The sequence below is a fragment of the Pseudomonas sp. FDAARGOS_761 genome (genome assembly GCF_013343155.1).
In the GTDB taxonomy this organism is placed as follows: domain Bacteria; phylum Pseudomonadota; class Gammaproteobacteria; order Pseudomonadales; family Pseudomonadaceae; genus Pseudomonas; species Pseudomonas aeruginosa.
This window is the reverse complement of sequence record NZ_CP054572.1, coordinates 4,328,307-4,354,434: the sequence shown is the minus strand read 5'-3', so window position 1 is coordinate 4,354,434 and position 26,128 is coordinate 4,328,307. Positions and strand designations below refer to the sequence as shown.

Genomic DNA, 26,128 nt, shown 5'->3' with positions numbered 1-26,128 from the left:
GCCATGGCATATAGCGAAAAGGTCATCGACCACTACGAAAACCCGCGCAACGTCGGCAAGCTCGACGCTGCCGATCCCAACGTCGGCACCGGCATGGTCGGCGCGCCGGCCTGCGGCGACGTGATGCGCCTGCAGATCAAGGTCAACGAGCAGGGCGTGATCGAAGACGCCAAGTTCAAGACCTACGGTTGCGGTTCCGCGATCGCCTCCAGCTCCCTCGCCACCGAGTGGATGAAGGGCAAGACCCTGGACGAGGCGGAAACCATCAAGAACACCACCATCGCCGAAGAGCTGGCCCTGCCGCCGGTGAAGATCCACTGCTCCGTTCTCGCCGAAGACGCCATCAAGGCCGCCGTTCGCGACTACAAGCAGAAGAAGGGTTTGCTCTAAGCCGCTCGTGACGAGTAAGGAGTTGCAATGGCCATCAGCATGACCGAAGCCGCCGCCAAACACGTGCAGCGCTCCCTCGAGGGGCGCGGCAAGGGCGAGGGTATCCGTCTTGGCGTGCGCACCACTGGCTGTTCCGGGCTTGCCTATGTCCTCGAATTCGTCGATGAACTGGCGGCCGAGGACCTGGTCTTCGAGAGCCATGGCGTGAAGGTCATCATCGACCCGAAAAGCCTGGTCTATCTCGATGGCACCGAGCTGGACTTCACTCGCGAAGGGCTCAACGAAGGCTTCAAGTTCAACAATCCCAACGTTCGTGGCGAATGCGGCTGCGGCGAAAGCTTCAACGTCTGAGGCCGGCGTGGGTAAACCCTGTCATTTCGCCCAGTTCGACCTGCAACCGGCTTTCCTGGTCGATCTCGACGAGCTCGGCCAGCGCTATCGCGAGTTGGTGCGCAGCGTCCATCCCGACCGTTTCGCCGACGCTCCCGAGCGCGAGCAGCGTCTCGCCCTGGAGCGCGCGGCGCAACTGAACGAGGCCTACCAGACCCTGAAGAGCGCTCCGCGCCGGGCCCTGTACCTGTTGACCCTGAGTGGTCACGAGTTGCCCTTGGAGGCTACGGTGCAGGATCCGGAGTTTCTCCTGCAGCAGATGCAGCTGCGCGAGGAACTGGAGGAGTTGCAGGACAGCGCCGACCTGGCCGGCGTGGCGACCTTCAAGCGTCGGCTCAAGGCCGCCCAGGCCGAGCTGGAGCGCGAGTTCGCCGCGTGCTGGGACGATGCGCAGCGCCGCGAAGAGGCCGAACGCCTGGTCCGTCGCATGCAGTTCCTCGACAAGCTCGCGCAGGAAGTGCGCCAGCTGGAAGAGCGACTCGACGATTAATCCCTGCGGCCCCCGGGTCGCACCCCATAGTTAAGACAGAGCATGGCCCTACTGCAGATCGCCGAGCCCGGTCAGAGTCCCAAGCCCCATGAGCGTCGCCTGGCGGTTGGGATCGACCTGGGTACCACCAATTCGCTGGTCGCCGCGGTGCGTAGCGGCGTCGCCGAGCCCTTGCCGGATGCGCAGGGGCGCCTGATCCTGCCTTCCGCGGTGCGTTATCACGCCGAGCGGGCGGAAGTGGGTGAGAGCGCCCGCGCGGCCGCCGCGAAGGATCCCTTCAATACCATCATTTCGGTCAAGCGTCTGATGGGGCGCGGCCTGGAGGACGTCAAGCAACTGGGCGAGCAATTGCCCTACCGCTTCCGCCAGGGCGAGTCGCACATGCCCTTCATCGAGACCGTACAGGGGCTGAAGAGTCCTGTGGAAGTCTCGGCGGACATCCTGCGTGAGCTGCGCCAGCGCGCCGAAACCACCCTCGGTGGCGAGCTGGTGGGTGCGGTGATCACCGTGCCGGCCTATTTCGACGACGCCCAGCGCCAGGCTACCAAGGATGCCGCGCGCCTGGCCGGACTGAACGTCCTGCGCCTGCTCAACGAGCCGACCGCCGCCGCCGTGGCCTACGGCCTGGACAAGGGCGCGGAAGGCCTGGTGGCCATCTATGACCTGGGTGGTGGAACCTTCGACATTTCTATCCTGCGCCTGACCCGCGGTGTCTTCGAAGTCCTGGCCACCGGCGGCGATACGGCCCTGGGCGGCGACGACTTCGACCATGCCATCGCTGGCTGGGTGATCGAGCAGGCTGGCCTTTCTGCCGATCTGGACCCGGGCAGCCAGCGGCAGTTGCTGCAAATCGCCTGTGCGGCCAAGGAGCGTCTTACCGACGAGGCGTCGGTCCGGGTCGCCTATGGCGACTGGAGCGGCGAGCTGAGCCGGGCGACGCTCGACGAGTTGATCGAGCCGTTCGTCGCTCGCAGCCTGAAGTCCTGCCGCCGAGCGGTGCGCGACTCCGGTGTCGATCTGGAAGAAATCCGCTCTGTGGTGATGGTCGGTGGCTCGACCCGCGTGCCCCGTGTGCGCACGGCGGTTGGCGAGTTGTTCGGCTGCGAGCCGCTGACCGATATCGATCCGGACCAGGTGGTCGCCATCGGCGCGGCCATCCAGGCCGATGCCCTGGCCGGCAACAAGCGCGGCGAGGAATTGCTGCTGCTGGACGTCATTCCGCTGTCGCTGGGCCTGGAAACCATGGGCGGGCTGATGGAGAAGGTGATTCCGCGTAATACCACCATCCCGGTGGCGCGCGCCCAGGAGTTCACCACCTACAAGGACGGCCAGACGGCCATGATGATCCACGTGCTGCAGGGCGAGCGCGAGCTGGTGAAGGATTGTCGTTCGCTGGCGCGCTTCGAGCTGCGCGGCATTCCGCCGATGGTGGCGGGCGCGGCGAAAATCCGGGTGACCTTCCAGGTCGACGCCGACGGCTTGCTCGGCGTGTCCGCACGCGAACTGAGTTCCGGCGTCGAGGCCAGCATCCAGGTCAAGCCGTCCTATGGGCTGACCGACGGCGAGATCGCGCGGATGCTCAAGGACTCCTTCGACTACGCCGGCGACGACAAGGCTGCCCGCGCCCTGCGCGAACAGCAGGTCGAGGCGCAGCGGCTGCTGGAGGCCGTGCAATCGGCGCTGGACGTCGACGGCGAGCGGCTCCTGGACGAAGAGGAGCGCCTGGCCATCGCGGCGCAGATGGACACCTTGCGTGAACTGGCCGGTGGTAGCGACACCGCGGCCATCGAGAACCAGATCAAGCGCCTGTCCCAGGTGACCGACGCTTTCGCCGCACGGCGGATGGACGCGACCGTCAAGGCCGCGCTCTCCGGCCGCCGGCTCAACGAAATCGAGGAATAAGCGAAGATGCCGCAGATCGTGATTCTGCCCCATGCCGACCACTGCCCCGAGGGGGCGGTATTCGAGGCGAAGCCCGGCGAAACCATCCTGGATGCCGCGTTGCGCAATGGCATCGAGATCGAGCATGCCTGTGAGAAATCCTGCGCCTGCACGACCTGCCACGTAATCGTCCGCGAAGGCCTCGATTCCATGGAGCCGTCCGACGAACTCGAAGACGACATGCTGGACAAGGCCTGGGGTCTGGAGCCCGATTCGCGGCTATCCTGCCAGGCAGTGGTGGCCGACGAAGACCTGGTGGTCGAGATTCCCAAGTACACCATCAACCAGGTGTCGGAAGGCCACTGAGCCCGGCGGTAGAGAGGAGCGTGCAATGAGCCTGAAATGGACCGATGTGCTGGAAATCGCCATCCAGCTCGACGAAAGCAAGCCGGAGGTCGATCCGCGATACGTCAACTTCGTCGATCTGCGGCGCTGGGTGGTGGAACTTCCAGAGTTCTCCGACGATCCTCAGCGTAGCGGGGAGAAAGTCCTGGAGGCCATCCAGGCCGCCTGGATCGAGGAGCGGGACTAGCCATAGGCCCGCCCTACGCATTTGCCGGGAACCCGCGTATAATTCGCGGGTTTTATTTTAGGTAAGGCCTGAAATCGCCCGCGGGCGCATTCCAGGCTAGGCGCGCCGGGCCCGATGCCAGGCGCAGCCACGCTGATTCCGGCCCTTTCGGGCCGTTTTCGTCAGCGTCCTGAACGAATCACGGCGTCCCGCCCCGCTGGCGGGGCCGCCCATGCTAGACAACCTTGTTTCGGAGTTTTACCAATGGCACTGCAACGCACCCTGTCCATCATCAAGCCGGACGCCGTTTCCAAGAACGTGATCGGCGAAATCCTGACCCGCTTCGAGAAAGCCGGCCTGCGCGTCGTCGCCGCTAAAATGGTTCAGCTGTCCGAGCGTGAAGCCGGCGGCTTCTATGCCGAGCACAAAGAGCGTCCGTTCTTCAAGGACCTGGTTTCCTTCATGACTTCCGGTCCGGTTGTAGTCCAGGTTCTGGAAGGCGAGGACGCCATCGCCAAGAACCGCGAGCTGATGGGCGCCACCGATCCGAAGAAAGCCGACGCCGGTACCATCCGCGCCGACTTCGCCGTCTCCATCGACGAGAACGCCGTCCACGGTTCCGATTCCGAAGCTTCCGCCGCTCGCGAGATCGCCTATTTCTTCGCGGCTACCGAAGTCTGCGAGCGCATTCGCTGATCGAGCGTGGGTGAGGGTGAAACCATGACAACGACCACCGCCGGCAAGGTGAACCTGCTGGGCCTGACCCAGCCGCAGCTGGAACAGTTCTTCGAGTCCATCGGCGAGAAGCGTTTCCGGGCCGGCCAGGTCATGAAGTGGATTCACCACTTTGGCGTCGACGATTTCGACGCCATGACCAACGTCGGCAAGGCCTTGCGCGAAAAGCTCAAGGCCTCAGCCGAGATACGCGGTCCCGAGATCGTCAGCCAGGATATTTCCGCCGACGGCACCCGCAAGTGGGTGGTCCGGGTGGCGTCCGGCAGTTGCGTCGAGACCGTGTACATCCCCCAGGGCGGACGCGGCACCCTGTGCGTGTCCTCCCAGGCGGGCTGCGCCCTGGATTGCAGTTTCTGCTCCACCGGCAAGCAGGGTTTCAACAGCGACCTCACCGCCGCCGAGGTGATCGGCCAGGTGTGGATCGCCAACAAGTCGTTCGGTACCGTTCCGGCCAAGATCGACCGCGCCATCACCAATGTCGTGATGATGGGCATGGGCGAGCCGCTGCTGAACTTCGACAACGTGGTCGCCGCCATGAACATCATGATGGACGACCTCGGCTACGGTATTTCCAAGCGCAAGGTGACCCTGTCCACCTCCGGCGTGGTGCCGATGATCGACAAGCTCGGCGAGGTGATCGACGTGTCCCTGGCCCTGTCGCTGCACGCACCGAACGACGAGTTGCGCAACAAGCTGGTGCCGATCAACAAGAAGTATCCGCTGGGCATGCTGCTGGATGCCTGCCGCCGGTATATTTCCCGGCTCGGCGAGAAGCGCGTGCTGACCGTCGAGTACACCCTGCTCAAGGATGTCAACGATCAGCCCGAGCATGCTGAGCAGATGATCGCATTGCTGAAAGACACGCCTTGCAAGATCAACCTGATTCCGTTTAATCCATTCCCGCACTCCGGCTACGAGCGCCCGAGCAACAATGCCATCCGGCGTTTCCAGGACATGTTGCACAAGGGCGGCTTCAACGTGACCGTGCGTACCACCCGCGGCGACGACATCGACGCAGCCTGTGGCCAGCTGGTCGGCCAGGTCATGGATCGTACCCGCCGGAGCGAACGTTATATTGCCGTGCGCCAACTGGCCGAGTCCGAGTCGGCGGCGAATCGAAATTGAGTGAGAGGAGGGTTCCGATGACTGTACGCGCCGCGCTGGTGTTCCTGTTGGCAGTTGGGCTGACAGGCTGCGTGACGAGCGGAGATCAGAATCCCCTGAAAACCGACAAGGGCCGTGACGAGGCGCGCGATGCCTATATCCAGCTCGGCCTCGGTTATCTCCAGCGGGGGAACACCGAGCAGGCCAAGGTGCCGCTGCGCAAGGCCCTCGAGATCGACCCTTCCAGCGCCGACGCGCATGCCGCGCTGGCGGTGGTGTTCCAGACCGAGATGGAGCCCAAGCTGGCCGACGAGGAGTACCGCAAGGCGCTCGCCAGCGATAGCCGCAATGCCCGGGTACTGAACAACTACGGCGGTTTCCTCTACGAGCAGAAGCGCTACGAGGAGGCCTATCAGCGTCTCCTGGAGGCCAGCCAGGACACCCTCTATCCCGAGCGCTCGCGGGTCTTCGAGAACCTCGGCCTGGTTTCGCTGCAAATGAAGAAACCGGCCCAGGCCAAGGAGTACTTCGAGAAATCCCTGCGTCTGAACCGTAACCAGCCCAGCGTCGCGCTGGAGATGGCCGACCTGCTCTACAAGGAGCGCGAGTACGTGCCGGCTCGCCAGTACTATGATCTCTTTGCCCAGGGCGGCGGGCAGAACGCCCGCAGCCTGTTGCTGGGCATTCGTCTCGCGAAGGTCTTCGAGGACCGCGACACGGCCGCCAGCTATGGCCTGCAGTTGAAACGCCTGTACCCAGGCTCTCCCGAATATCAGGAATTCCAGGCGGAAAAATGATGAAAGCGCCGCAGCCCGAAGTCGTAGCCACCGCTTCCCGTCAGAACCCCGGGGAAACCCTGCGCCAGGCGCGCGAGCAGAAGGGCTTGTCGTTGTCGCAGGTGGCCGGGCAACTGAACCTGACCGAGAATTCGCTGCGTCAGCTGGAAAACGGCGCGTTCGACAAGCTGCCGGGGCACACCTTCTCGCGCGGCTACATCCGCGCCTACGCCAAGCTCATGGGCCTCGACCAGGCCGAGCTGGTCAACAGCTTCGACCATTTCACCGGCACCAATGCCAGCGGCAGCACCGTACAGAGCCTGGGACGGGTCGCCGAGCCGGTGCGCCTGTCGCGCAACGTGCTGCGTATCGTCAGTCTGTTACTGCTCGCCCTGCTGATCGGCTTCGGCTACTTCTGGTGGCAGGAGCATTCCGCGCGCACGCCGGAAACCGCCGGTCTGAGCCTCGAGCATGTCGAAGTGGAAAGCGCCGACGGCACCACCGAGATCCATACCCTGGACGAGCCTGAAGACCAGGCGGTGATCGAAGCGCAGAAGGAAGGCGAGCAAGCGCCCGCCGAGGTTTCTCCGGAAGTCGCCGCCCAGGCCGAGGGTTCGCCGCCGGTGGCGAGCGAGGGCGCGCAGGTTCCCGCCGCTCCGGCCCAGGGCACCCCCTCCGCGCCCCAGCAGCCCGTTACCGCCGCGCCTGCCGGCACGGCTCCCGCTCCCGGTAATGCTCCAGCCGTTCCGGCGACGGCCCCGCCAACGCCGAGCGAACCTGCCGCCGCGCCCGTGGTGGCCGGCGAGGGCCAGGGGGTGGTCAAGGTACAGTTCGTCGCCGATTGCTGGACCCAGGTCACCGACGCCAACGGCAAGGTCCTGGTCAGCGCGCTGAAGCGCAAGGGCGACAGCCTGGAACTGGCCGGCAAGGCCCCGCTGGAGCTGCGCCTCGGTTTCGCTCGCGGCGCCCAGGTCAGCTACAACGGCCAGCCGGTGGACGTGACCCCCTTCGTCCGCGGCGAAACGGCCCGTCTGAAGGTAGGACAATGAGCATTCATAGCGCTTCTCCGATCATTCGCCGCAAGTCTCGGAAAATCTGGGTCGGCAACGTCCCGGTGGGCGGCGATGCGCCGATCGCCGTGCAGAGCATGACCAACACCGAGACCTGCGACGTCGCTGCCACCGTCGCGCAGATCCGCCGGCTGGAAGATGCCGGTGCGGACATCGTGCGGGTTTCCGTCCCCGACATGGACGCCGCCGAGGCGTTCGGCAAGATCAAGCAGCAGGTCAACGTGCCGCTGGTCGCCGACATCCACTTCGACTATCGCATCGCCCTGCGCGTCGCCGAGCTGGGAGTGGACTGCCTGCGCATCAATCCGGGCAACATCGGTCGCGAGGACCGGGTCAAGGCCGTGGTCGACGCCGCGCGCGAGCGCAACATCCCGATCCGTATCGGCGTCAATGCCGGTTCGCTGGAAAAGGACCTGCAGAAGAAATACGGCGAACCGACCCCGGAAGCCCTGCTCGAATCGGCCATGCGCCACGTCGATCATCTCGACAAGCTGGACTTCCAGAACTTCAAGGTCAGCGTCAAGGCCTCCGACGTCTTCATGGCCGTCGCCGCCTATCGCCTGCTGGCCAGGCAGATCGAGCAGCCCCTGCACCTGGGCATCACCGAGGCCGGCGGCCTGCGCTCCGGCACGGTGAAGTCGGCGGTGGGGCTGGGCATGCTCCTGGCCGAGGGAATCGGCGACACCATCCGGATTTCCCTGGCTGCCGATCCGGTCGAGGAGATCAAGGTCGGTTTCGACATCCTCAAGTCCCTGCACCTGCGCTCCCGTGGCATCAACTTCATCGCCTGCCCGAGCTGTTCGCGGCAGAACTTCGACGTGGTGAAGACCATGAACGAGCTGGAAGGGCGCCTGGAGGACCTGCTGGTACCGATGGACGTGGCCGTGATCGGTTGCGTCGTCAACGGTCCGGGCGAAGCCAAGGAGGCCCATGTCGGCCTCACCGGCGGCACTCCGAACCTGGTGTATATCGACGGCAAGCCGTCGCAGAAACTGACCAACGACAACCTGGTGGACGAGCTGGAACGGCTGATCCGCCAGAAGGCGGCCGAGAAGGCCGAAGCCGATGCGAGCCTGATCGCCCGCGGCTGACCCGTTTAAGGACCCTACGTGAGCAAGTCCCTGCAAGCCATTCGTGGCATGAACGACATCCTGCCGGAGCAGACTCCGGCCTGGCGCTATCTGGAACGCACCTTCGCCGGCCTGCTGGACGGCTACGGCTACAGCGAGATCCGCCTGCCCATCCTCGAGTTCACCGAACTCTTCGCCCGCGGCATCGGCGAAGGCACCGACGTGGTCGACAAGGAGATGTACACCTTCCTCGACCGCAACGGCGAATCCCTGACCATGCGTCCGGAAGGTACCGCCGGTTGCGTGCGCGCCGTGCTGGAGCACGGCCTGAGCGGCGGTGGCCAGGTGCAGAAGCTCTGGTACACCGGGCCGATGTTCCGTTACGAGAAACCGCAGAAAGGTCGCTACCGGCAGTTCCACCAGATCGGCGTGGAAGTCTTCAACCTGCCCGGTCCGGACATCGACGCCGAGTTGATCATCCTCACCTGGCGCCTGTGGCAGAAGCTCGGCATGGCCGACGCGGTGACCCTGCAGCTCAACACCCTCGGCTCCAGCGAGGCCCGCGCACGCTATCGCGAGGCCCTGGTGGCCTATCTGCACGAGCGCTTCGAGCAACTCGACGAAGACAGCCAGCGGCGCATGACCACCAATCCGCTGCGAATCCTCGACAGCAAGGTGGAGAGCACCCAGGCATTGCTGGTCGGCGCGCCGACCCTGCACGACTATCTCGACGAAGAATCGATCGCCCACTTCGAGGGTCTCAAGGCCCGCCTGGATGCTGTCGGACTGCGCTACGAAATCAACCAGAAGCTGGTGCGCGGCCTGGACTATTACTGCCGCACGGCTTTCGAGTGGGTCACCGACAAGCTTGGCGCCCAGGGCACCGTTTGCGGCGGTGGCCGCTACGACGGGCTGGTCAGCCAGTTCGGCGGCAAGCCGACCCCGGGCGTCGGTTTCGCCATGGGCGTGGAACGCCTGGTGCTGCTGCTGGAAACCTTGGGGGTGATCCCCGCCGAACTGAACCGTCCGGCCGACCTCTACGTCTGCGCCTTCGGTGAACCGGCCGAGCTGGCCGCCCTGACCCTGGCCGAACAGTTGCGCAGCGCCATTCCCGGCATACGCCTGCTGGTCAACGCCGGCGCCGGCAGCTTCAAGAGCCAGTTCAAGAAGGCCGACAAGAGCGGCGCGCGCTTTGCCCTGATCCTCGGGGAGGACGAGGTGGCCAATCGCGTGGTAGGTTTCAAGCCCCTGCGTGACGAGGGCGAGCAACAAAGCATTGCCTGGGATGCTCTGCCCGAGCACCTGGCAGCCTGTCTGGCACAGGCTTGAGAACATAAAGAATAGGAGTGATTGGGGTGACATCGCGTACCGAAGACGAAGACCTGGCGCAGATCAAGGACTGGTGGCAGCGCAACGGCAAGCCCCTGGTCACCGGCGGCATCCTCGCGCTGGCAGTGGTATTCGGCTGGCAGGCCTGGCAGAAGTACCAGACCAACCAGGCGCAGGGCGCCTCGATCGTCTACCAGCAACTGATCGAAACCGCGCTGAATCCGGCCGGCCAGCCGGATCCGGCGAAGGTGGCGGAGCTGGCCGGCAAGCTGAAGAGCGAGTTCGGCGGCACCCATTATGCCCAGTACGGCAGCCTGTTCGTGGCCAAGGTCGCGGTCGACAGCGGCAAGCTGGATGACGCCGTTGCCGAGCTGAAGGCGGTCATGGACAAGCCGGCCGACGCCACCCTCGGCGAACTGGCGCGGCAGCGCCTGGCCCGGGTCCTGGCGGCCCAGGGCAAGGTCGAGGAAGGCCTGAAGCTGCTCGATGGCGACGCCGACAAGGCCTACGTCTCTACCCGCGAGGAGCTCAAGGGCGACCTGCTGGTGCAGCTCAAGCGCACCGACGAGGCCCGCGCGGCCTACGAGAAAGCCAAGCAGTCGCTGCCCGAAGACGGTGCCGGCGATGCCCTGCAGATCAAGCTCGACGACCTGTCCAAGGGAGAGGCCTGAGATGGTGCAATGGAAACACGCGGCGCTGCTCGCCCTGGCCCTGGCGGTCGTGGGTTGCAGCAGCAACAGCAAGAAGGAACTCCCGCCCGCCGAACTGACCGACTTCAAAGAGGAAGTCGTGTTGAGCAAGCAGTGGAGCCGCTCGGTCGGTGATGGCCAGGGCGACCTGTACAACCTGCTCGAACCGGCCGTCGATGGTTCCACCATCTACGCCGCGTCCGCCGAAGGGCGGGTGATGGCGATCCAGCGCGAAACCGGCGACGTGCTCTGGAAGAAGGACCTCGAGCGTCCGGTTTCCGGCGGTGTCGGCGTTGGCTACGGCCTGGTGCTGGTGGGTACCCTGCGCGGTGACGTGATCGCCCTCGACGAAGCCACCGGCAAGAAGAAGTGGACCAAGCGAGTCAACAGCGAAGTGCTGTCGGCGCCGGCCACCAACGGCGACGTGGTGGTGGTGCAGACCCAGGACGACAAGCTGATCGGCCTCGATGCGGCCAGCGGCGACCAGCGCTGGATCTACGAAAGCACCGTGCCGGTGCTGACCCTGCGCGGCACCGGCGCGCCGCTGATCGCCGGCAACATGGCCCTGGCTGGCCTGGCCAGCGGCAAGGTGGTGGCGGTCGACGTACAGCGCGGCCTGCCGATCTGGGAGCAGCGGGTAGCGATTCCCCAGGGGCGTTCCGAACTGGATCGCGTGGTGGACATCGACGGCGGCCTCCTGCTGTCCGGCGACACCCTCTACGTGGTCAGCTACCAGGGCCGTGCCGCGGCGCTGGACGTGAACAGCGGCCGCCTGCTCTGGCAGCGCGAAGCGTCGAGCTACGTCGGCGTCGCCGAAGGCTTCGGCAATATCTACGTCAGCCAGGCCAGCGGTTCGGTGGAAGGCCTGGATTCGCGCGGCGCTTCTTCGCTGTGGAACAACGACGCCCTGGCGCGTCGCCAACTGTCGGCTCCGGCGGTGTTCTCCAGCAACGTGGTGGTCGGCGACCTGGAAGGCTACGTGCACCTGCTGAGCCAGGTGGACGGTCGCTTCGTTGGTCGCGAGCGGGTCGACAGCGATGGCGTGCGGGTTCGTCCGCTGGTGGTCGGGAGCTGGATGTACGTGTTCGGCAACGGTGGCAAGCTCGTCGCCTACACCATCCGCTAGACTGGGTTTCAAGTGTCCGGCCGCTGCCGTCCGACGTCAGCGGCCTTTGTGTTTTCTGAATTCTCGTGGAGAGCCGCATGGTTCCCGTTATTGCCCTGGTGGGTCGCCCGAACGTCGGCAAGTCCACTCTGTTCAACCGCCTGACCAAGTCGCGCGACGCCATCGTGGCGGAGTACGCAGGCCTGACCCGCGATCGCCAGTACGGCGAGGCGCGCTGGCAGGGCCGCACCTATATCGTCATCGATACCGGAGGCATCTCCGGCGATGAGGAAGGCATCGATGCGAAAATGGCCGAGCAATCGTTGCAGGCCATCGAGGAGGCGGATGCCGTCCTGTTCCTGGTCGATTCGCGCGCCGGCATGACCGCCGCCGACCAGATGATCGCCGAGCACCTGCGCAAGCGGAACAAGCGCAGCTTCCTGATCGCCAACAAGGTCGACACCATCGATCCCGATCTCGCTCGCGCCGAGTTCAGCCCGCTGGGCCTGGGCGATGCGCTGCCGATCGCCGCCGCCCACGGTCGCGGCATCAACCATATGCTGCAGGAAGCCCTGGGGATCTTCCCCAAGGACAACGCGGAGGAAGAAGGCGAGGGCGAGCCGGCGAGCGAAGAGGTCGCCGAAGGCGAGGAACCGACCCGGATTCCCGGTCCTAGCGAGAAGGACGGGATCAAGATCGCCATCATCGGCCGGCCCAACGTGGGCAAGTCGACCCTGGTCAACCGCATGCTCGGCGAAGAGCGGGTGATCGTCTACGACCAGGCCGGCACCACCCGCGACAGCATCTACATCCCGTTCGAGCGCAACGAGGAGAAGTACACCCTGATCGACACCGCTGGCGTGCGGCGTCGCGGCAAGATCTTCGAGGCGGTGGAAAAGTTCTCGGTGGTGAAGACCCTCCAGGCGATCCAGGACGCCAACGTGGTGATCTTCGTCATGGACGCCCGCGAAGGGGTGGTCGAGCACGACCTCAACCTGCTCGGCTTCGTCCTCGAGACCGGCCGTGCCCTGGTCATCGCCCTGAACAAGTGGGATGGCATGGAGGCGGCCGAGCGTGACTACGTGAAGACCGAACTGGAGCGGCGCCTGCTGTTCGTCGACTTCGCCGACATCCATTTCATTTCGGCCCTGCATGGCACCGGCGTCGGCCATCTCTACAAGTCGGTACAGGAGTCCTTCCGTTCGGCGGTGACCCGCTGGCCGACCAGCCGCCTGACCAGCATCCTCGAGGACGCCGTGCAGGTGCACCAGCCGCCGATGGTCAACGGTCGCCGGATCAAGCTGCGCTACGCCCACCTGGGCGGCGCCAACCCGCCGCTGATCGTGATCCACGGCAACCAGGTGGACGCGGTGCCGAAGGCCTATACCCGCTACCTGGAGAAGACCTACCGGCGGGTATTGAAGTTGGTCGGTACGCCGATCCGCATCGAGTACAAGGGCGGCGAGAATCCCTACGAGGGCAAGAAGAACTCGCTGACCGCGCGCCAGGTCAACAAGAAGCGCCGGCTGATGTCGCACCACAAGAAAGCCGAGAAGAAGAAGAAGGACAAGCGCCGCTGAGGGTGGCGTTTCCTTCGTCGAAAGGCCCGGCGGGTATCCCTGTCGGGCCTTTTTCATTGGCCGCGGCTGTAGAGCCAGGCCGCCGGCGTTGACCGCCGATTCCCTGTCGTGGCGACGAATGATCGCGAGGCGGTTGTTCGTCCTGCGCCATCGCCTGGCGCATATTCCCCTCTGACCTGAAGCGGCCACGGTTTTTTCTAAGGCGTGCCCCTGCAGCGTCGCTCCCGGATCGGCTATCCTGCCCTGCCACCCGTCTGGCCGGGCTGTTGTCCGGCGAGTCTCTGCAGGAAGTCCCGATGATTCAGAGCAAGCTGCCGAATGTCGGCACCACCATCTTCACCCGCATGTCGCAACTGGCCGCCGAGTGTGGCGCGATCAACCTCTCCCAGGGCTTTCCCGATTTCGACGGTCCGCCGGAGCTACGCGAGGCGGTAGGCCGGCATATCGCCGCCGGGCACAACCAGTACGCGCCGATGACCGGCTTGCCGGCCCTGCGCGAGCAGGTGGCGAAGAAGATCGAGCAGTTCTATGGACGCCGGGTGAGCGCCGACAGCGAGGTGACCATCACGCCGGGGGCGACCGAGGCGATCTTCAGCGCGATCCAGGCGCTGGTCCATCCGGGCGACGAAGTGGTGGTACTCGACCCGTCCTACGACAGCTACGAACCCTCCGTGCAACTCGCCGGCGGGCGTTGCGTGCACGTGCCGCTGGCGCTGCCGGACTTCTCCATCGACTGGCAGCGCATGGCCGAGGCCATCGGGCCGCGTACCCGGCTGGTCATCATCAATACCCCGCACAACCCCAGCGGCGCGCTGATCAACCGCGAGGAACTGGACCGCCTGGCCGCGCTGATTCGCGACCGGGATATCTACCTGATCAGCGACGAGGTCTACGAGCACCTGGTGTTCGACGGTGTCGCCCATACCAGCGTGCTGTCCCACGACGAGTTGTATCCGCGCTCCTTCGTGGTCAGCTCGTTCGGCAAGACCTACCACGTCACCGGCTGGAAGACCGGCTACGTGGTCGCGCCGCCGGCGCTCAGCGCGGAGCTGCGCAAGGTCCACCAGTACGTCAACTTCTGTGGCGTCACGCCGCTGCAATGGGCATTGGCGGACTACATGGCCGGCCATCCCGAACATTTGCGGCAATTGCCCGGTTTCTACCAGGCCAAGCGCGACCTGTTCTGCGACCTGCTGCTGGACTCTCGCTTCCGTTTCACCCGTGCGCCGGGCACCTACTTCCAGTGCGTGGACTATTCGGCCGTCCGTCCGGACCTGGACGACGTGGCCATGGCCGAGTGGCTGACCCGCGAACACGGAGTGGCGGCGATCCCGGTTTCGGTGTTTTATGAAAAGGCGCCGGACGCCATGCGGCTGGTCCGGTTCTGTTACGCCAAACGCGAGGAGACGCTGCGTCAGGCAGCGGAAAAGCTATGCGCGATCTGACGGTTCTGCCGGACCTGGACATCGCCCTGGTCCAATCCTCCCTGGCCTGGCACGACGCCCAGGCCAACCGCGAGCATTTCGCCGCCCTGCTGGAGAGCGCCGCCGGCGCCGACCTGGTGGTCCTCCCGGAGATGTTCACCACGGGGTTCAGCATGGCTTCGGCCGAGCAGTCCGAGCCCGAGCTGGGGCCGACCCATGCCTGGCTGCTGGAGCAGGCCCGGCGCCTTGGCGCGGTGGTCACCGGCAGCCTGATCGTCCAGCTCGCCGACGGCAGCCATCGCAACCGCCTGCTCTGGGCGCGTCCGGACGGCGAGATGCTGCACTACGACAAGCGCCATCTGTTCCGCATGGCCGGCGAACACGAGCACTACAGTCCCGGCGAACGCCAGGAACTGTTCGAACTCAAGGGCTGGCGGGTGCGCCCGTTGATCTGCTACGACCTGCGTTTCCCGGTGTGGAGCCGCGACCCGCACGACACCGACCTGTTGCTCTACACCGCCAACTGGCCTGCGCCTCGTCGACAGCACTGGAACCGCCTGCTGCCGGCGCGGGCGATCGAGAACCTTTGCTACGTGGTGGCGGTGAACCGTATCGGCGAAGACGGCAACGCCTTGCGCTACGCTGGGGATAGCCAGGTCCTGGACTTCCAGGGCGACAGCCTGTTCAACGCGGCGGACGCCGACGGCGTGTTCCGCGTCCGGCTGGACGCGGCGGCACTGGCGGCCTATCGCCAGCGTTTCCCGGCCTACATGGACGCGGATCGCTTCGAAATCCATCCTTGAGTGCCGGAACGTCCGCTTCCGGTCGATGTCCGAGGCCATGACCCGGCGCTGCGCATGATGGCGCAGTGCCGGGAATGGAGTTACCCGTATCCCGCGGCGCCGCGCCGTGGGCATCAGATCAGGAGGAAGACCAATGGGACTGCTCGATTCGATTCTCGGTTCGGCGCTGGGTGGCTCTGAAGGACAGGGAGGTGCTCGCGATCCGAAAGTGGCCCTGTTGATCGGGCTGGTGACCATGCTGATGTCGCGCCAGGGCGGTGCGGCACAGGGCGGTGGCGGTGGCGGTGGTCTGCTCGGTTCGCTGGGCGGCATCCTTGGTAGCGCCGGCGGTGGGGCTGCGAGCGGCGGGCTGGGTGGCGTCCTCGGCGATCTGCTCGGTGGCGCCGCGGGCGGTGCCGGGCAGGCGGCGCCGGGCGTGGAGGCCGGCTCACTGGGCGGACTCGGCGGGTTGTTCCAGATGCTCCAGAACGCAGGCCTGGGCGATGCCCTGAATTCCTGGATCGGCGCTGGGCCGAACCAGTCGGTGTCGGCGGCGGACATTTCCCGGGTCTTCGGCGACGGTCAATTGCAGCAACTGGCGGACTCCGCCGGAGTCAGCCAGGGCGAGGCGGCCGAACACCTGAGCAGCCTGCTGCCGGAACTGGTCAACAAGCTGACGCCGGACGGCCAGGCGCCGCAGGGCGACCTGGACATCGGTTCGCTGCTGGCGCGCTTCAGCTAAGGTTTTCCCGTCGATGCGGAACGGATAGCCGCGATACGGTTATCCGCTCCACTCAACGGGGCGAGGCCGCCCTCGACGGCAGGTCGGTCAATAGGCGCTGGCGCTGTCCAGGCGGTGGATCGCCTGTTCGTCGAGCTTCAGGTGGGTGGCGGCGATCAGGTCGTCGAGCTGTTCCAGGCTGGTGGCGCTGGCGATCGGCGCGGTCACCGTCGGGCGAGCGATGAGCCAGGCCAGGGCGACCTGGGTCGGGTTGGCGTTGTACTGCTCGGCCACTTCGTCGAGCGCCGCGAGGATGGCCACGCCGCGCTCGTTGAGATAACCCTTCACCTTCTCTCCCCGGGCTCGCCCGGCGGTGTCGGCCTGGTTGCGGTACTTGCCGCTGAGGAAGCCGCTGGCCAGCGAGTAGTAGCTGATCACCCCGATACCGAGTTCTTCCACCGTCGGCTCCAGGTTGGTCTCGTAGTCGGCGCGATCGTACAGGTTGTATTCGGGTTGCAGGCTCTGGTAGCTCGGCAGGTTAAGCCGGGCGCTGACCTGGCGCGCTTCGAGGAGGCGCCGGGCGTCGTAGTTGGAGGCGCCGATGACCCGTACCTTGCCTTTCTTGATCAGTTCGCCATAGGTGGAAAGGGTTTCCTCCAGGTCGGTGTGGGGATCGTCGGTGTGCGACTGGTAGAGGTCCAGGTAGTCGGTCTGCAGGCGTCGTAGCGAGCGCTCCAGGGCCTGCTCGATATAGGCGGCGGATAGGCCTTTGTGGCCATTGCCCATGTCCATCCCGACCTTGCTGGCGATCACCATGCGGTCGCGTTTGCCGGTGCGTTTCAGCCACTTGCCGATGAGGGTTTCCGACTCGCCGCCCTGGTGCCCGGGAACCCAGCGCGAATAGACGTCGGCGGTGTCGATGCAGTTCAGGCCGGCGTCGAGCAGGGCGTCCAGCAGCCTGAAGGAGGTGCTTTCGTCGGCAGTCCAGCCGAAGACGTTGCCGCCGAATACCAGTGCCGGTATCTCCAGGCCGGAGTTGCCGAGTTTGCGTGTGGTCATGCGTCATCCCTCCTGAGTGCGGTCCTGTGTGGGCGCTTTCGTTCGCACGTCTTGCTGTGACTCCCGGCGGGCGCGGAATGTTCAGCCGGCGCGCAGCGTCCTATAGACTCTGCCGGTTGCCGGGATTTTCCAATGCCGGCCCTGGTAAAGCTTCAGTAAATATCCGCAGGGAGCACACGCATGAACAGCGACACCGAGAATCCGTTCCGCCCACCGGAGGCCCGCCTGGACGAGCCTGACGCCACCCATGGCGAGCCGCTGTACAGGCTTTCCGCGATCGGTCTGGGTACCTTCATCGGCACGCCCCTGGCCGGTGCCTTCCTCGCGGCGGTGAATCTCCGTCGCCTGGGACGGGCGCAGGAAGTCGGGAAAACCTGGCTGGTCGGCCTCTGCCTGTTTGTCCTGCTGCCAGTTCTGGGCGCGATACTGCCGGAGAACATCCCCTCGATCGGCTTCACGGTGGCGCAGATATTCGGCATGGTCTACTACGCCAAATCAGCCTTCGGTCCGGCCCTGGACAGCCACAAGGCAGCGGGCGGAGCGTTCATTTCCAACTGGCGGGCGGCGGGGATCGGCCTGCTGTTCATGTTGGTGGTCCTGTCGGTAGCGATCCCGGTGGTGATGCTGGTGGTGTGAGGGGCAGCCCGCGCTTTGCCTTATCATGAGTTCTTTATCCGCGATGACTGGCCATGACTACACAACGCTACCTGCTCGATGAACTGGAAACCGCCGACATGCTCGAGATCGACGGTCTGCACGCCTGGCGCTTCGAACTCAACGAGAACCTGCTGGACCAGGCGGACCTGGCGGCGGAAGCCGACCAGCCGTTCGCCAGCGAAGACTGGGTGCTGGCGGTGGAAAGCCTGGATGGACGCACCCGTCGCGAGTGGCGTTTTTCCTACAACGCGGTGATGGAAGCCGAGCCCCAGGCCGATGGTGAGTCCTGGCGCCTGACCACAGGGGAGGGGGCGTACCAGCTCCGTTGCCTGGGAGCGGTCAGCGCCAGCGGCGAGGATGAGTGAAGCGACTCAGCTGAAAGATGCCCATGAAAAAAGGGAGCCGCCTGGCTCCCTTTTTTCCTTCCGTGCCGGTCAGGCCGCCTTGGCCTCGGCCTGGGTCACCGCGCGGTTCAGCGCGCTGAACAGAGCGCGGAAGCTGGCGGTGGTGATGTTCTCGTCGATGCCGATGCCGTGCAGCGGGCGCTGGCCCTCCAGGCGGATCTCGATATAGGCCGCGGCCTTGGCATTGGCGCCGGCGCCGATGGCGTGCTCATGGTAGTCCATGATTTCCGCCTTGACCGGCAGGGCGGCCACCAAGGCTTCCAGCGGTCCCTTGCCGATCCCGCGCCAGTGCTGCTTCTCGCCGTCGAAGGAGACTTCCAGGTCGACGGCGCTGGTGCCGTTCTCTTCCTGCAGGCGATGGCTGGCGAGGACGTAGGGCGAGGTCGCCTTGAGGTATTCGTTTTCCAGCAGCGAGTAGATCTGTTGTGCGGTCATTTCCAGGCCGAGACGGTCGGTCTCGCCTTGCACTACCTGGCTGAACTCGATCTGCATGCGCCGCGGCAGGCTGATGCCGTACTCCTGTTCGAGCAGGAAGGTGATGCCGCCCTTGCCGGACTGGCTGTTGACCCGGATCACCGCTTCGTAGTCGCGGCCGATGTCGGCCGGATCGATCGGCAGGTACGGCACTTCCCAGATCGCGTCTTCCTTCTGCTGGGCGAAGCCCTTGCGAATGGCATCCTGGTGCGAGCCGGAGAAAGCGGTATGGACCAGGTCGCCGACATATGGATGGCGCGGGTGGACCGGCAACTGGTTGCACTCTTCGACCACCTTGCGCACCGCGTCGATGTCGGAGAAGTCCAGTTGCGGATGCAGGCCCTGGGTGTACATGTTCAAGGCCAGGGTCACCAGGTCGACGTTGCCGGTGCGCTCGCCGTTGCCGAACAGGCAACCTTCGACGCGGTCGGCGCCGGCCATCAGGCCCAGCTCGGTGGCGGCCACGCCGGTGCCGCGATCGTTGTGGGTGTGCAGGCTGATGATCACGCTGTCACGCTTGTCGACGTGGCGGCCGAACCATTCGATCTGGTCGGCGTAGACGTTCGGCGTGGCGCACTCCACGGTGGCCGGCAGGTTGAGGATGATCTTGTTGTCCGGGGTCGGTTGCCAGACGTCGATCACCGCGTTGCAGACCTCCACCGAGAACTCCAGCTCGGTAGAGCTGAAGATTTCCGGCGAGTACTGGAACGACCACTGGGTATCCGGTTGCTCGGCGGCCAGCTTCTTGATCAGTTTCGCGGCGTTGGTGGCGATGTCCACGACGCCCTGCTTGTCCTGATTGAAGACGATGCGGCGGAACGACGGGGCGGTGGCGTTGTAGACGTGGACGATGGCCTTCTTCGCCCCGCGCAGGGATTCGAAGGTGCGGGTGATCAGGTCTTCGCGGGCCTGGGTCAGCACCTGGATGGTGACGTCGTCCGGGATGTGGTTGCCTTCGATCAACTCGCGGACGAAGTTGAAGTCGGTATCGGAAGCCGACGGGAAGGCCACTTCGATCTGCTTCAGGCCGACCTGCACCAGGGTCTTGAAGAACCGCATCTTCTTCGCCGCGTCCATCGGTTCGATCAGCGACTGGTTGCCGTCGCGCAGGTCGGAACTGCACCAGATCGGCACCTCGGTGATGGTCTTCGACGGCCAGGTGCGGTCGGGCAGATTGATGGCCGGGAATGGGCGGTATTTCTGCGAAGGGTCTTTCAACATGCTCATGGGGCTAATCCTTTGGAGTCGGTTCCTGGGCCGGCGGGGCCAGGCGAACGCAGTGACGAGATGAAGAGAAGCGTCGCTCAGCCACGCAGTCGCGGGCTGACCAGGCACAGGCAGGCGTGTTGGCGGAGCAGGATGAGGGTGTGTGGTGTTTTCATGCGTACCACACTAGTGAGACTGCATTTGAATGGCAAGCATTAAAGGAAAATTAGTAGAATTTCCCATTTGTGCGGCTTTTGTGGGTTTTTATTCTTTCTCGGCGGTGAAGGCTTGTCCTCGATTGCGCCGCCGGCACGCTCTCCGCAATGGAAAATTCTGCGGCCCCATGCCGCAGAAGAGCCAGCCGCCCTTGTGCGATCATTTCGTTCCCCGTGCCTGGGGCGTATAACGACAGGCGCATTCTTCTTTTCGGCATGACCCGGCGCGAGCGGCCATCCGGCCCGCTACGCGGTGGTCTTCATTCAAGACGGCGGGAGTCGCAGGTGGCGACCACTCTGAAACGACAAGGCATCGGTGCATGGCTGGCTCTGTTCGCCATGCTGATGATCTTCGTCGGGCCGTTGATCTCCCAGTCGATGCCGATGGACCACCCGATGCCGATGGGCGTGGGGATGGGCCACGAAGGCATGTCCCACGAGAACATGGACCATGGCGACATGGCCCATGCCGGCTGTTCCGATGCCCAGCGCTCCGTCGTCCATGCCGGCATGCCGGGGATGGGCGGCGAGGAAGGCAATCGCCTGGCCAGCGACGTGCTCTGGGAGAAGTGCGGTTATTGCAGCCTGTTGTTCCACAGCCCGCCGCTCACCGAAGACGCCTGCCTGGCGCTGTTCTCCGTTCCCTTCGCGACGGCGCCCGCCGTCGCTTTCCTGAACGAGGCGTTCGTCGCCTCGCCGGTGTTTCCCGGCGCCCGTACCCGTGCGCCGCCGTTCCTGATCGCCTGACATCTTTCAATCCGATAGCCGCCGCTTCCTGGGGGCACCGGCGCGTCTTCGCCGCGCCGGTGACGCGAGCCTGGCCGGGTGCCTGCTCGCCGTGGGGGCGGGGCGGAAGTCACATAGATCATGGAAAAACGTATGTCTACTCAACAACGAGCGGCCGGCAACGCCTGCCCGACCGCCGCTTTCAGCTTCGACCCTGCCCGTCTCGCACAACGCCGCCGCTGGGCGGGAGCCTTCGCCGCACTGTGCGGCCTGGCCCTGTCTCCGTCGGCGCTCCTGGCCGAGGAACACTCACAGCACCAGGATCACGCCGTGGAGCTGGCGCCGAGCGTGGTCACCGGAGTCGCCCAGAGTTTGCCGCTGACCATCGTCACCAATCCCAAGGAGCCGCGCCAACCGGTGCCGGCCAGCGATGGGGCCGACTACCTGAAGACCATTCCCGGCTTCGCGGTGATCCGCAACGGCGGCAGCAACGGCGACCCGGTGCTGCGCGGGATGTTCGGTTCGCGCCTGAACATCCTCACCAACGGCGGCATGATGCTCGGTGCCTGTCCGAACCGGATGGACGCGCCGACCTCCTACATCTCGCCGGAAACCTACGACAAGCTCACCGTGATCAAGGGCCCGCAGACGGTGCTCTGGGGGCCGGGCGCATCGGCCGGGACGATCCTCTTCGAGCGTGAGCCGGAGCGCTTCGGCGAACTCGGCTCGCGGGTCAACGCCAGCCTGCTGGCCGGCTCCAATGGCCGCTTCGACAAGGTGCTGGACGCCGCCGCCGGCAACCGGCTCGGCTACCTGCGCTTCACCGGCAACCACGCGCAGTCCGATGATTACGAGGACGGCGCCGGGAATACCGTGCCGTCGCGCTGGAAGAAGTGGAACGGCGACGTCGCGGTCGGCTGGACCCCCGACGAGGACACCCTGATCGAACTCACCGCCGGCAAGGGCGACGGCGAGGCACGCTACGCCGGGCGCGGCATGGACGGCTCGCAGTTCAAGCGCGAGAGCCTGGGCCTGCGCTTCGTCAAATCGAACGTCAGCGATGTGCTGGAGAAGGTCGAGGCACAGGTCTACTACAACTACGCCGACCACATCATGGACAACTTCCGCCTGCGCACTCCCGACCCGTCCAGCATGATGCCCATGCCGATGGCGTCCCAGGTGGACCGACGCACCCTCGGCGGTCGCCTGGCGGCCACCTGGCGCTGGGACGACTTCAAGCTGGTCACCGGGGTCGACGCCATGCGCAACGAGCACCGCGCGCGCGGCTCCAAGTACGACATGATGACCGACTACTACACCGACGCCGACCAGTTCCCCTGGAGCAAGGACGCGGTGTTCCACAACTACGGGGCCTTCGGCGAACTGACCTGGTTCGCCGCCGAGCGCGACCGGCTGATCGGCGGGTTGCGCCTGGACCGCGCCTCGGTCAAGGACTACCGGCAGACCCTGAAGTCCGGGCACATGGGCCACGCCATGGCCAACCCGACGGCCAACGACACCCGCGCCGATACCCTGCCCAGCGGCTTCGTGCGCTACGAGCACGACCTCGCCGACTCGCCGACCACCCTCTACGCCGGCCTCGGCCATGCCGAGCGCTTCCCCGACTACTGGGAGCTGTTCTCGCCCAAGCGCGGGCCGAACGGGTCGGTCAACGCCTTCGACAAGATCAAGCCGGAAAAGACCACCCAGTTCGACTTCGGCCTCCAGTACAACGGCGACAAGCTGCAGGCCTGGGCCTCCGGCTACGTCGGGGTGGTCCAGGACTTCATCCTGTTCAGTTATCGCGAGGGCATGATGGGCTCCTCGACCCAGGCGACCAACGTCGACGCGCGGATCATGGGCGGCGAGCTGGGCGCTTCCTACCAGCTCACCGGCAACTGGAAGACCGACGCCAGCCTGGCCTATGCCTGGGGCAAGAACAGCTCGGACGACCGCGCGCTGCCGCAGATCCCGCCGCTGGAAGCGCGCTTCGGCCTGACCTACGAGGAAGGTGACTGGAGTGCCGGCAGCCTGTGGCGGGTGGTCGCGCCGCAGAATCGCATCGCCAGGGACCAGGGCAACGTGGTCGGCAAGGACTTCGACAAGAGCGCCGGCTTCGGCGTCTTCTCGCTCAACGGCGCCTACCGGGTGACTCGCAACGTCAAGCTGAGCGCCGGTGTCGATAACCTGTTCGACAAGGATTACACCGAGCACCTGAACAAGGCCGGCGACGCCGGCTTCGGTTTCTCCGCCAACGAAACGGTTCCAGAGCCGGGCCGGACCTTCTGGACCAAGGTCGACTTCAGCTTCTGAACCTTCAACGAGGCCCCGTCCAGCGGGGCCCGCCTTGCCTACGTGCGCTCCGATGAGGTGATCCATGCAATCGAACGAAAAGAACGGCCGTGACTTCTACGCGCTGGCCTGGCGCTGGCATTTCTACGCCGGCCTGTTCGTCGCGCCCTTCATGATCCTGCTGGCGCTGACCGGAATCGTCTACCTGTTCAAGCCACAACTGGATGCGCTGCTCTATCCGCAACTGCTGCGGGTCGAGGCCGGTGCGCAGATGCGCAGCGCCGACCAGTTGCTCGCCGGGGTGCGCCAGGCGCACCCGCAGGCCGCCGTCAGCCAGTACCTGCCGCCGAGCGAGGCGGGGCGCAGCGCGCAATTCGTGATTGGCGAAGAGGGCAGGCAATGGAACCTCTTCGTCGATCCCTACAGCGGACGCGAACTCGGCCGCCAGGATGCGCAACTGAATCTCCAGGCGGTGGCCCGGGCACTGCATGGCGAGCTGATGGTCGGGACCGTCGGCGACCGGCTGATCGAGCTGGCCGCCGGCTGGGGCATCGTCCTGGTGGTCTCCGGTCTCTACCTGTGGTGGCCGCGCGGGCGGGCGGCGAGCGCGCTGTTCTGGCCGCGCCTGCACCTGCGCGGACGACCGCTGTGGCGCGATTTACATGTGGTCGCCGGTTTCTGGGGCAGCCTGCTGTTGCTGTTCATGCTGCTCAGCGGGATGACCTGGACCGGCTACTGGGGCAAGCAGTTCGCCGATGTCTGGAACCGCTTCCCGGCGGCGATGTGGAACGATGTGCCGACCTCCGACATGCAGGCCGGTAGCCTCAACAGCGCATCGCGCCAGCAGGTGCCCTGGCCGCTGGAGAACACTCCGCTGCCGCGCTCGCAGCCGCCGGCGGCCGACGCCCATGCCGAGCATCGCGGGCATTCCGCCCAGGCCGGGCACGCGATGCCGATGGACATGCCGATGCCGGCGGGCATCCCTCTGCAAAGGGTGGTGGATATCGCCCGCGAGCGCGGCGTGGCGGCGGGCTACGGGATCGCCCTGCCGAGCGGGATGGAGGGGGTCTACACGATTTCCGTGTTCCCCGACGATCCGCGCCACGACGCCACCCTGCACATCGACCAGTACAGCGGCAAGGTTCTCGCCGACGTGCGTTGGCAGGACTACAACGCGGTGGCGAGGAGCGTGCAGATGGGCGTCGTGTTGCACGAAGGCAAGCTCTTCGGCCTGGGCAACCAGTTGCTGATGCTCGCGGTCTGCCTGGCGATCCTGCTCAGCTCGGCGAGCGGCCTGTGGATCTGGTGGAAGCGCAAGCCGGCCGGACGCCTTGGCGTGCCGCCGCTGCGCCACGAGCTGCCGCGCTGGAAGACCGGCATCGCCATCATGCTGGCGCTGGGCGTGGCCTTCCCGTTGGTGGGGGCCTCGCTCCTGCTGGTCTGGGCGCTGGACTGGCTGGTGCTGTCGCGGCTGCCGGCGGTTCGCCGGGTCCTGGCTTGAGACCTGCTGCCCGGCGCTCAGTCGAGGTCGAGCTGGCGGGTCTTCCAGAGTGCCGCCAGCAACAGCACGCAGAGCAGCGCCTCGGCGCCGAGCCAGAGGAAGGTGGTTAGCGCCGGCGAGGCGTCGATCAGCACACCGTAGAGACGCGCCGCGCCGCCGCTGGCGATCACCGCCAGGGCGGCGAGCAGGCCGAGCACCAGGTAGCGGGGGCGCAGGGCGGCATAGCCGAGCAGCAGGCCGATGCCGAAGCTGGTGCCGCCGTAGCTGGCGCGCAGGTCGGTGAGGGCGGCGGGGGTGAGCGGTTCGCCGCTGGTGAGCAGGGAGGCGAGCGGGCCGGGGAAGAAGACGAAGCCCAGGCCGAGGACCACGAACAGTGCCGAGCACAGCCAGAGCAGGCGAAGCGGGTGAGTCATGCGGTGTCTCCCTTGGTCATGAAAGGGGCGCATTGACGCGCCCCCTGTTCCTTCTGACCTCAGCCGGCGCCGCGTTGCTCACTTCTCAGGGCTGGAAGGCACCGATGAAGATCGCCGGGTCGACCCGCGCGTCGTTCAGGCTGACGTTCCAGTGCATGTGCGGTCCGGTGGCCCTGCCGGTGGCGCCGACCTTGCCGAGTACGCCGCCGCGCGGCACCTGCTGGCCGAGCTTCACGTCGATCTTCGACAGGTGGCAGAACATGCTGATGAAGCCCTGGCCATGGTCGACGAACACCGTCTTGCCATTGAAGAAGTAGTCGCCGATGAGGATCACCTTGCCGGCCGCCGGCGCCTTGATCGGCGTACCGGCCGGTACCGCGAAGTCTAGACCGGAATGCGGGTTGCGCTCTTCGCCGTTGAAGAAGCGGCGCAGGCCGAAGGGGCTGGAGAGCGGACCGTCGACCGGCTTGTCGAGCATCAGGTTGCTGGGCAGGCCGGGACTGAAGCGGCGGTAGGCGGCGGTCTGCTCGGCGAGTTCGCGTTCGATGCGCTTGAGGTCTTCCGGCAGCGGATTGACCTGGCGCTTGTTCTTCAGGGTGATGCGCTGCTCGCGGTAGTGCTTGCTGCCGACGCTGAAGCGTTCCTCGTGGTTGCCGGTCGCCGCCCGCACTTCCAGCTTCTGCGGGCCGGGCTTGGTGCTCAGCGGGATGCCGACCACGGCGATCCAGCGGCGGCCTTCCTCGCGCACCACCAGCACCGGCTTGCCCTGGTAGAAGGCCCGCGGCGGCGGGCCTTCCTCGCCGAGGTCGACCACCGCCACCCCGCCGGGCACCGGCTTGTTCAGCAGGCGCATGATGAAGCTGTCGGCCTGGGCGGGCAGGGCGCAGAAAGCGGCGAGCAACAGCGTGGAAACGAAGGCTAGGGTGCGGGGCATCGGCTACTCGACTCGTCGGGCGTCAAAGCCGTCTATGCTGGCGGAAGAGCGCGGCGGGGGAAAGCCCGCAAGGGTTGCAAACGTTTTCACCTGCGGCACTCTGTCGCGCCCGGCGTTTTTACTTTTGCCCCGCGCTCAGG

Annotated in this window: 27 protein-coding genes; 23 read left to right on the top strand and 4 right to left on the bottom strand. The window is 65.7% G+C overall.

From position 1 onward, the window contains the following. Nucleotides 1–3 precede the first annotated feature (3 nt). The 18 genes from iscU (at nucleotide 4) to FOC67_RS20155 (ending at nucleotide 16,128) form a co-directional block, all read left to right on the top strand. Nucleotides 4–390: a Fe-S cluster assembly scaffold IscU gene (gene iscU / locus FOC67_RS20240; RefSeq protein ID WP_003092829.1), complete on the top strand. Its 387-nt coding sequence runs from the start codon at nucleotides 4–6 to the stop codon at nucleotides 388–390. 27 nt (nucleotides 391–417) lie between these two features. Then, nucleotides 418–741, top strand: a complete 324-nt coding sequence (iscA, locus tag FOC67_RS20235; RefSeq protein WP_003100617.1) for an iron-sulfur cluster assembly protein IscA — start codon at nucleotides 418–420, stop codon at nucleotides 739–741. Nucleotides 742–748: 7 nt separating this feature from the next. Continuing rightward, on the top strand, nucleotides 749–1,270 hold the full coding sequence (gene hscB, locus FOC67_RS20230; RefSeq protein WP_003092824.1) for a co-chaperone HscB: 522 nt from the start codon (nucleotides 749–751) through the stop codon (nucleotides 1,268–1,270). Between the two features lie 42 nt (nucleotides 1,271–1,312). After that, on the top strand, nucleotides 1,313–3,172 hold the full coding sequence (hscA, locus tag FOC67_RS20225) for a Fe-S protein assembly chaperone HscA (RefSeq protein ID WP_003092822.1): 1,860 nt from the start codon (nucleotides 1,313–1,315) through the stop codon (nucleotides 3,170–3,172). A gap of 6 nt (nucleotides 3,173–3,178) precedes the next feature. Next, on the top strand, nucleotides 3,179–3,517 hold the full coding sequence (fdx, locus tag FOC67_RS20220; protein ID WP_003092818.1) for an ISC system 2Fe-2S type ferredoxin: 339 nt from the start codon (nucleotides 3,179–3,181) through the stop codon (nucleotides 3,515–3,517). Nucleotides 3,518–3,542: 25 nt separating this feature from the next. Beyond that, complete coding sequence (iscX, locus tag FOC67_RS20215; RefSeq protein WP_003092814.1) at nucleotides 3,543–3,743, top strand: Fe-S cluster assembly protein IscX; 201 nt, start codon at nucleotides 3,543–3,545, stop codon at nucleotides 3,741–3,743. 243 nt (nucleotides 3,744–3,986) lie between these two features. Continuing rightward, a complete protein-coding gene (gene ndk / locus FOC67_RS20210) occupies nucleotides 3,987–4,418 on the top strand; it encodes a nucleoside-diphosphate kinase (RefSeq protein ID WP_003092811.1) in 432 nt (143 codons plus the stop codon). Nucleotides 4,419–4,442: 24 nt separating this feature from the next. Further along, entirely contained in the window at nucleotides 4,443–5,582 is a 1,140-nt protein-coding gene (gene rlmN / locus FOC67_RS20205; protein WP_003092809.1) for a 23S rRNA (adenine(2503)-C(2))-methyltransferase RlmN, read from the top strand. A 17-nt stretch (nucleotides 5,583–5,599) separates the two neighbouring features. Then, nucleotides 5,600–6,358 carry a type 4a pilus biogenesis protein PilF gene (gene pilF / locus FOC67_RS20200; protein ID WP_003092804.1) on the top strand — a complete coding sequence of 253 codons (759 nt, stop codon included), beginning with the start codon at nucleotides 5,600–5,602 and terminating at the stop codon, nucleotides 6,356–6,358. Further along, the gene (locus tag FOC67_RS20195) at nucleotides 6,355–7,386 is read left to right on the top strand and encodes a RodZ domain-containing protein (protein ID WP_009313453.1); all 1,032 of its coding nucleotides are present in this window, start codon (nucleotides 6,355–6,357) and stop codon (nucleotides 7,384–7,386) included. The genes pilF and FOC67_RS20195 overlap by 4 nt, the downstream gene beginning before the upstream one ends. Further along, nucleotides 7,383–8,498, top strand: coding sequence for a flavodoxin-dependent (E)-4-hydroxy-3-methylbut-2-enyl-diphosphate synthase (gene ispG, locus FOC67_RS20190; RefSeq protein WP_003092800.1), 1,116 nt, complete (start codon nucleotides 7,383–7,385; stop codon nucleotides 8,496–8,498). The genes FOC67_RS20195 and ispG overlap by 4 nt, the downstream gene beginning before the upstream one ends. 18 nt (nucleotides 8,499–8,516) lie before the next feature. Further along, nucleotides 8,517–9,806, top strand: a complete 1,290-nt coding sequence (gene hisS / locus FOC67_RS20185) for a histidine--tRNA ligase (RefSeq protein ID WP_009313454.1) — start codon at nucleotides 8,517–8,519, stop codon at nucleotides 9,804–9,806. 26 nt (nucleotides 9,807–9,832) lie between these two features. Continuing rightward, on the top strand, nucleotides 9,833–10,477 hold the full coding sequence (locus tag FOC67_RS20180; RefSeq protein ID WP_003137855.1) for a YfgM family protein: 645 nt from the start codon (nucleotides 9,833–9,835) through the stop codon (nucleotides 10,475–10,477). A 1-nt stretch (nucleotide 10,478) separates the two neighbouring features. Beyond that, entirely contained in the window at nucleotides 10,479–11,621 is a 1,143-nt protein-coding gene (gene bamB / locus FOC67_RS20175) for an outer membrane protein assembly factor BamB (protein ID WP_003092789.1), read from the top strand. Nucleotides 11,622–11,698: 77 nt separating this feature from the next. After that, a complete protein-coding gene (gene der, locus FOC67_RS20170) occupies nucleotides 11,699–13,180 on the top strand; it encodes a ribosome biogenesis GTPase Der (RefSeq protein WP_003092786.1) in 1,482 nt (493 codons plus the stop codon). Nucleotides 13,181–13,476: 296 nt separating this feature from the next. Further along, the gene (locus tag FOC67_RS20165; RefSeq protein ID WP_003092784.1) at nucleotides 13,477–14,625 is read left to right on the top strand and encodes a pyridoxal phosphate-dependent aminotransferase; all 1,149 of its coding nucleotides are present in this window, start codon (nucleotides 13,477–13,479) and stop codon (nucleotides 14,623–14,625) included. Beyond that, a complete protein-coding gene (locus FOC67_RS20160; RefSeq protein WP_009313455.1) occupies nucleotides 14,613–15,407 on the top strand; it encodes an amidohydrolase in 795 nt (264 codons plus the stop codon). Before FOC67_RS20165 ends, FOC67_RS20160 begins: the two co-directional genes overlap by 13 nt. A 133-nt stretch (nucleotides 15,408–15,540) precedes the next feature. Beyond that, nucleotides 15,541–16,128: a YidB family protein gene (locus FOC67_RS20155; RefSeq protein ID WP_009313456.1), complete on the top strand. Its 588-nt coding sequence runs from the start codon at nucleotides 15,541–15,543 to the stop codon at nucleotides 16,126–16,128. Between the two features lie 87 nt (nucleotides 16,129–16,215). Here FOC67_RS20155 and FOC67_RS20150 read toward each other — a convergent pair whose 3' ends face one another. After that, complete coding sequence (locus FOC67_RS20150; protein ID WP_003107361.1) at nucleotides 16,216–17,166, bottom strand: aldo/keto reductase; 951 nt, start codon at nucleotides 17,164–17,166, stop codon at nucleotides 16,216–16,218. A 180-nt stretch (nucleotides 17,167–17,346) separates the two neighbouring features. Between FOC67_RS20150 and FOC67_RS20145 the strand changes: the two genes are divergently transcribed. Both FOC67_RS20145 and FOC67_RS20140 read left to right on the top strand, forming a co-directional pair. Further along, nucleotides 17,347–17,802, top strand: coding sequence for a hypothetical protein (locus tag FOC67_RS20145; RefSeq protein ID WP_003107363.1), 456 nt, complete (start codon nucleotides 17,347–17,349; stop codon nucleotides 17,800–17,802). A 53-nt stretch (nucleotides 17,803–17,855) separates the two neighbouring features. Beyond that, nucleotides 17,856–18,188: a DUF5629 family protein gene (locus FOC67_RS20140; RefSeq protein ID WP_003092770.1), complete on the top strand. Its 333-nt coding sequence runs from the start codon at nucleotides 17,856–17,858 to the stop codon at nucleotides 18,186–18,188. A 69-nt stretch (nucleotides 18,189–18,257) separates the two neighbouring features. On the opposite strand, the gene leuA is transcribed toward FOC67_RS20140, so the two are convergent. Next, on the bottom strand, nucleotides 18,258–19,928 hold the full coding sequence (leuA, locus tag FOC67_RS20135) for a 2-isopropylmalate synthase (RefSeq protein ID WP_003092766.1): 1,671 nt from the start codon (nucleotides 19,926–19,928) through the stop codon (nucleotides 18,258–18,260). A 479-nt stretch (nucleotides 19,929–20,407) separates the two neighbouring features. Between leuA and FOC67_RS20130 the strand changes: the two genes are divergently transcribed. From FOC67_RS20130 to FOC67_RS20120, 3 genes are all read left to right on the top strand, one after another. After that, nucleotides 20,408–20,869 carry a DUF2946 domain-containing protein gene (locus FOC67_RS20130; RefSeq protein ID WP_003092760.1) on the top strand — a complete coding sequence of 154 codons (462 nt, stop codon included), beginning with the start codon at nucleotides 20,408–20,410 and terminating at the stop codon, nucleotides 20,867–20,869. A gap of 120 nt (nucleotides 20,870–20,989) precedes the next feature. Continuing rightward, on the top strand, nucleotides 20,990–23,161 hold the full coding sequence (locus tag FOC67_RS20125) for a TonB-dependent copper receptor (protein WP_083842281.1): 2,172 nt from the start codon (nucleotides 20,990–20,992) through the stop codon (nucleotides 23,159–23,161). A 64-nt stretch (nucleotides 23,162–23,225) separates the two neighbouring features. Beyond that, nucleotides 23,226–24,641, top strand: a complete 1,416-nt coding sequence (locus FOC67_RS20120; RefSeq protein WP_003092750.1) for a PepSY domain-containing protein — start codon at nucleotides 23,226–23,228, stop codon at nucleotides 24,639–24,641. Between the two features lie 17 nt (nucleotides 24,642–24,658). On the opposite strand, the gene FOC67_RS20115 is transcribed toward FOC67_RS20120, so the two are convergent. Next, nucleotides 24,659–25,054 carry a DUF4345 domain-containing protein gene (locus FOC67_RS20115; RefSeq protein ID WP_003092748.1) on the bottom strand — a complete coding sequence of 132 codons (396 nt, stop codon included), beginning with the start codon at nucleotides 25,052–25,054 and terminating at the stop codon, nucleotides 24,659–24,661. An 85-nt stretch (nucleotides 25,055–25,139) separates the two neighbouring features. Next, nucleotides 25,140–25,988 (bottom strand): M23 family metallopeptidase, encoded by an 849-nt coding sequence (locus FOC67_RS20110; protein ID WP_003092745.1) that lies wholly within the window; start codon nucleotides 25,986–25,988, stop codon nucleotides 25,140–25,142. Nucleotides 25,989–26,128 lie beyond the last annotated feature (140 nt).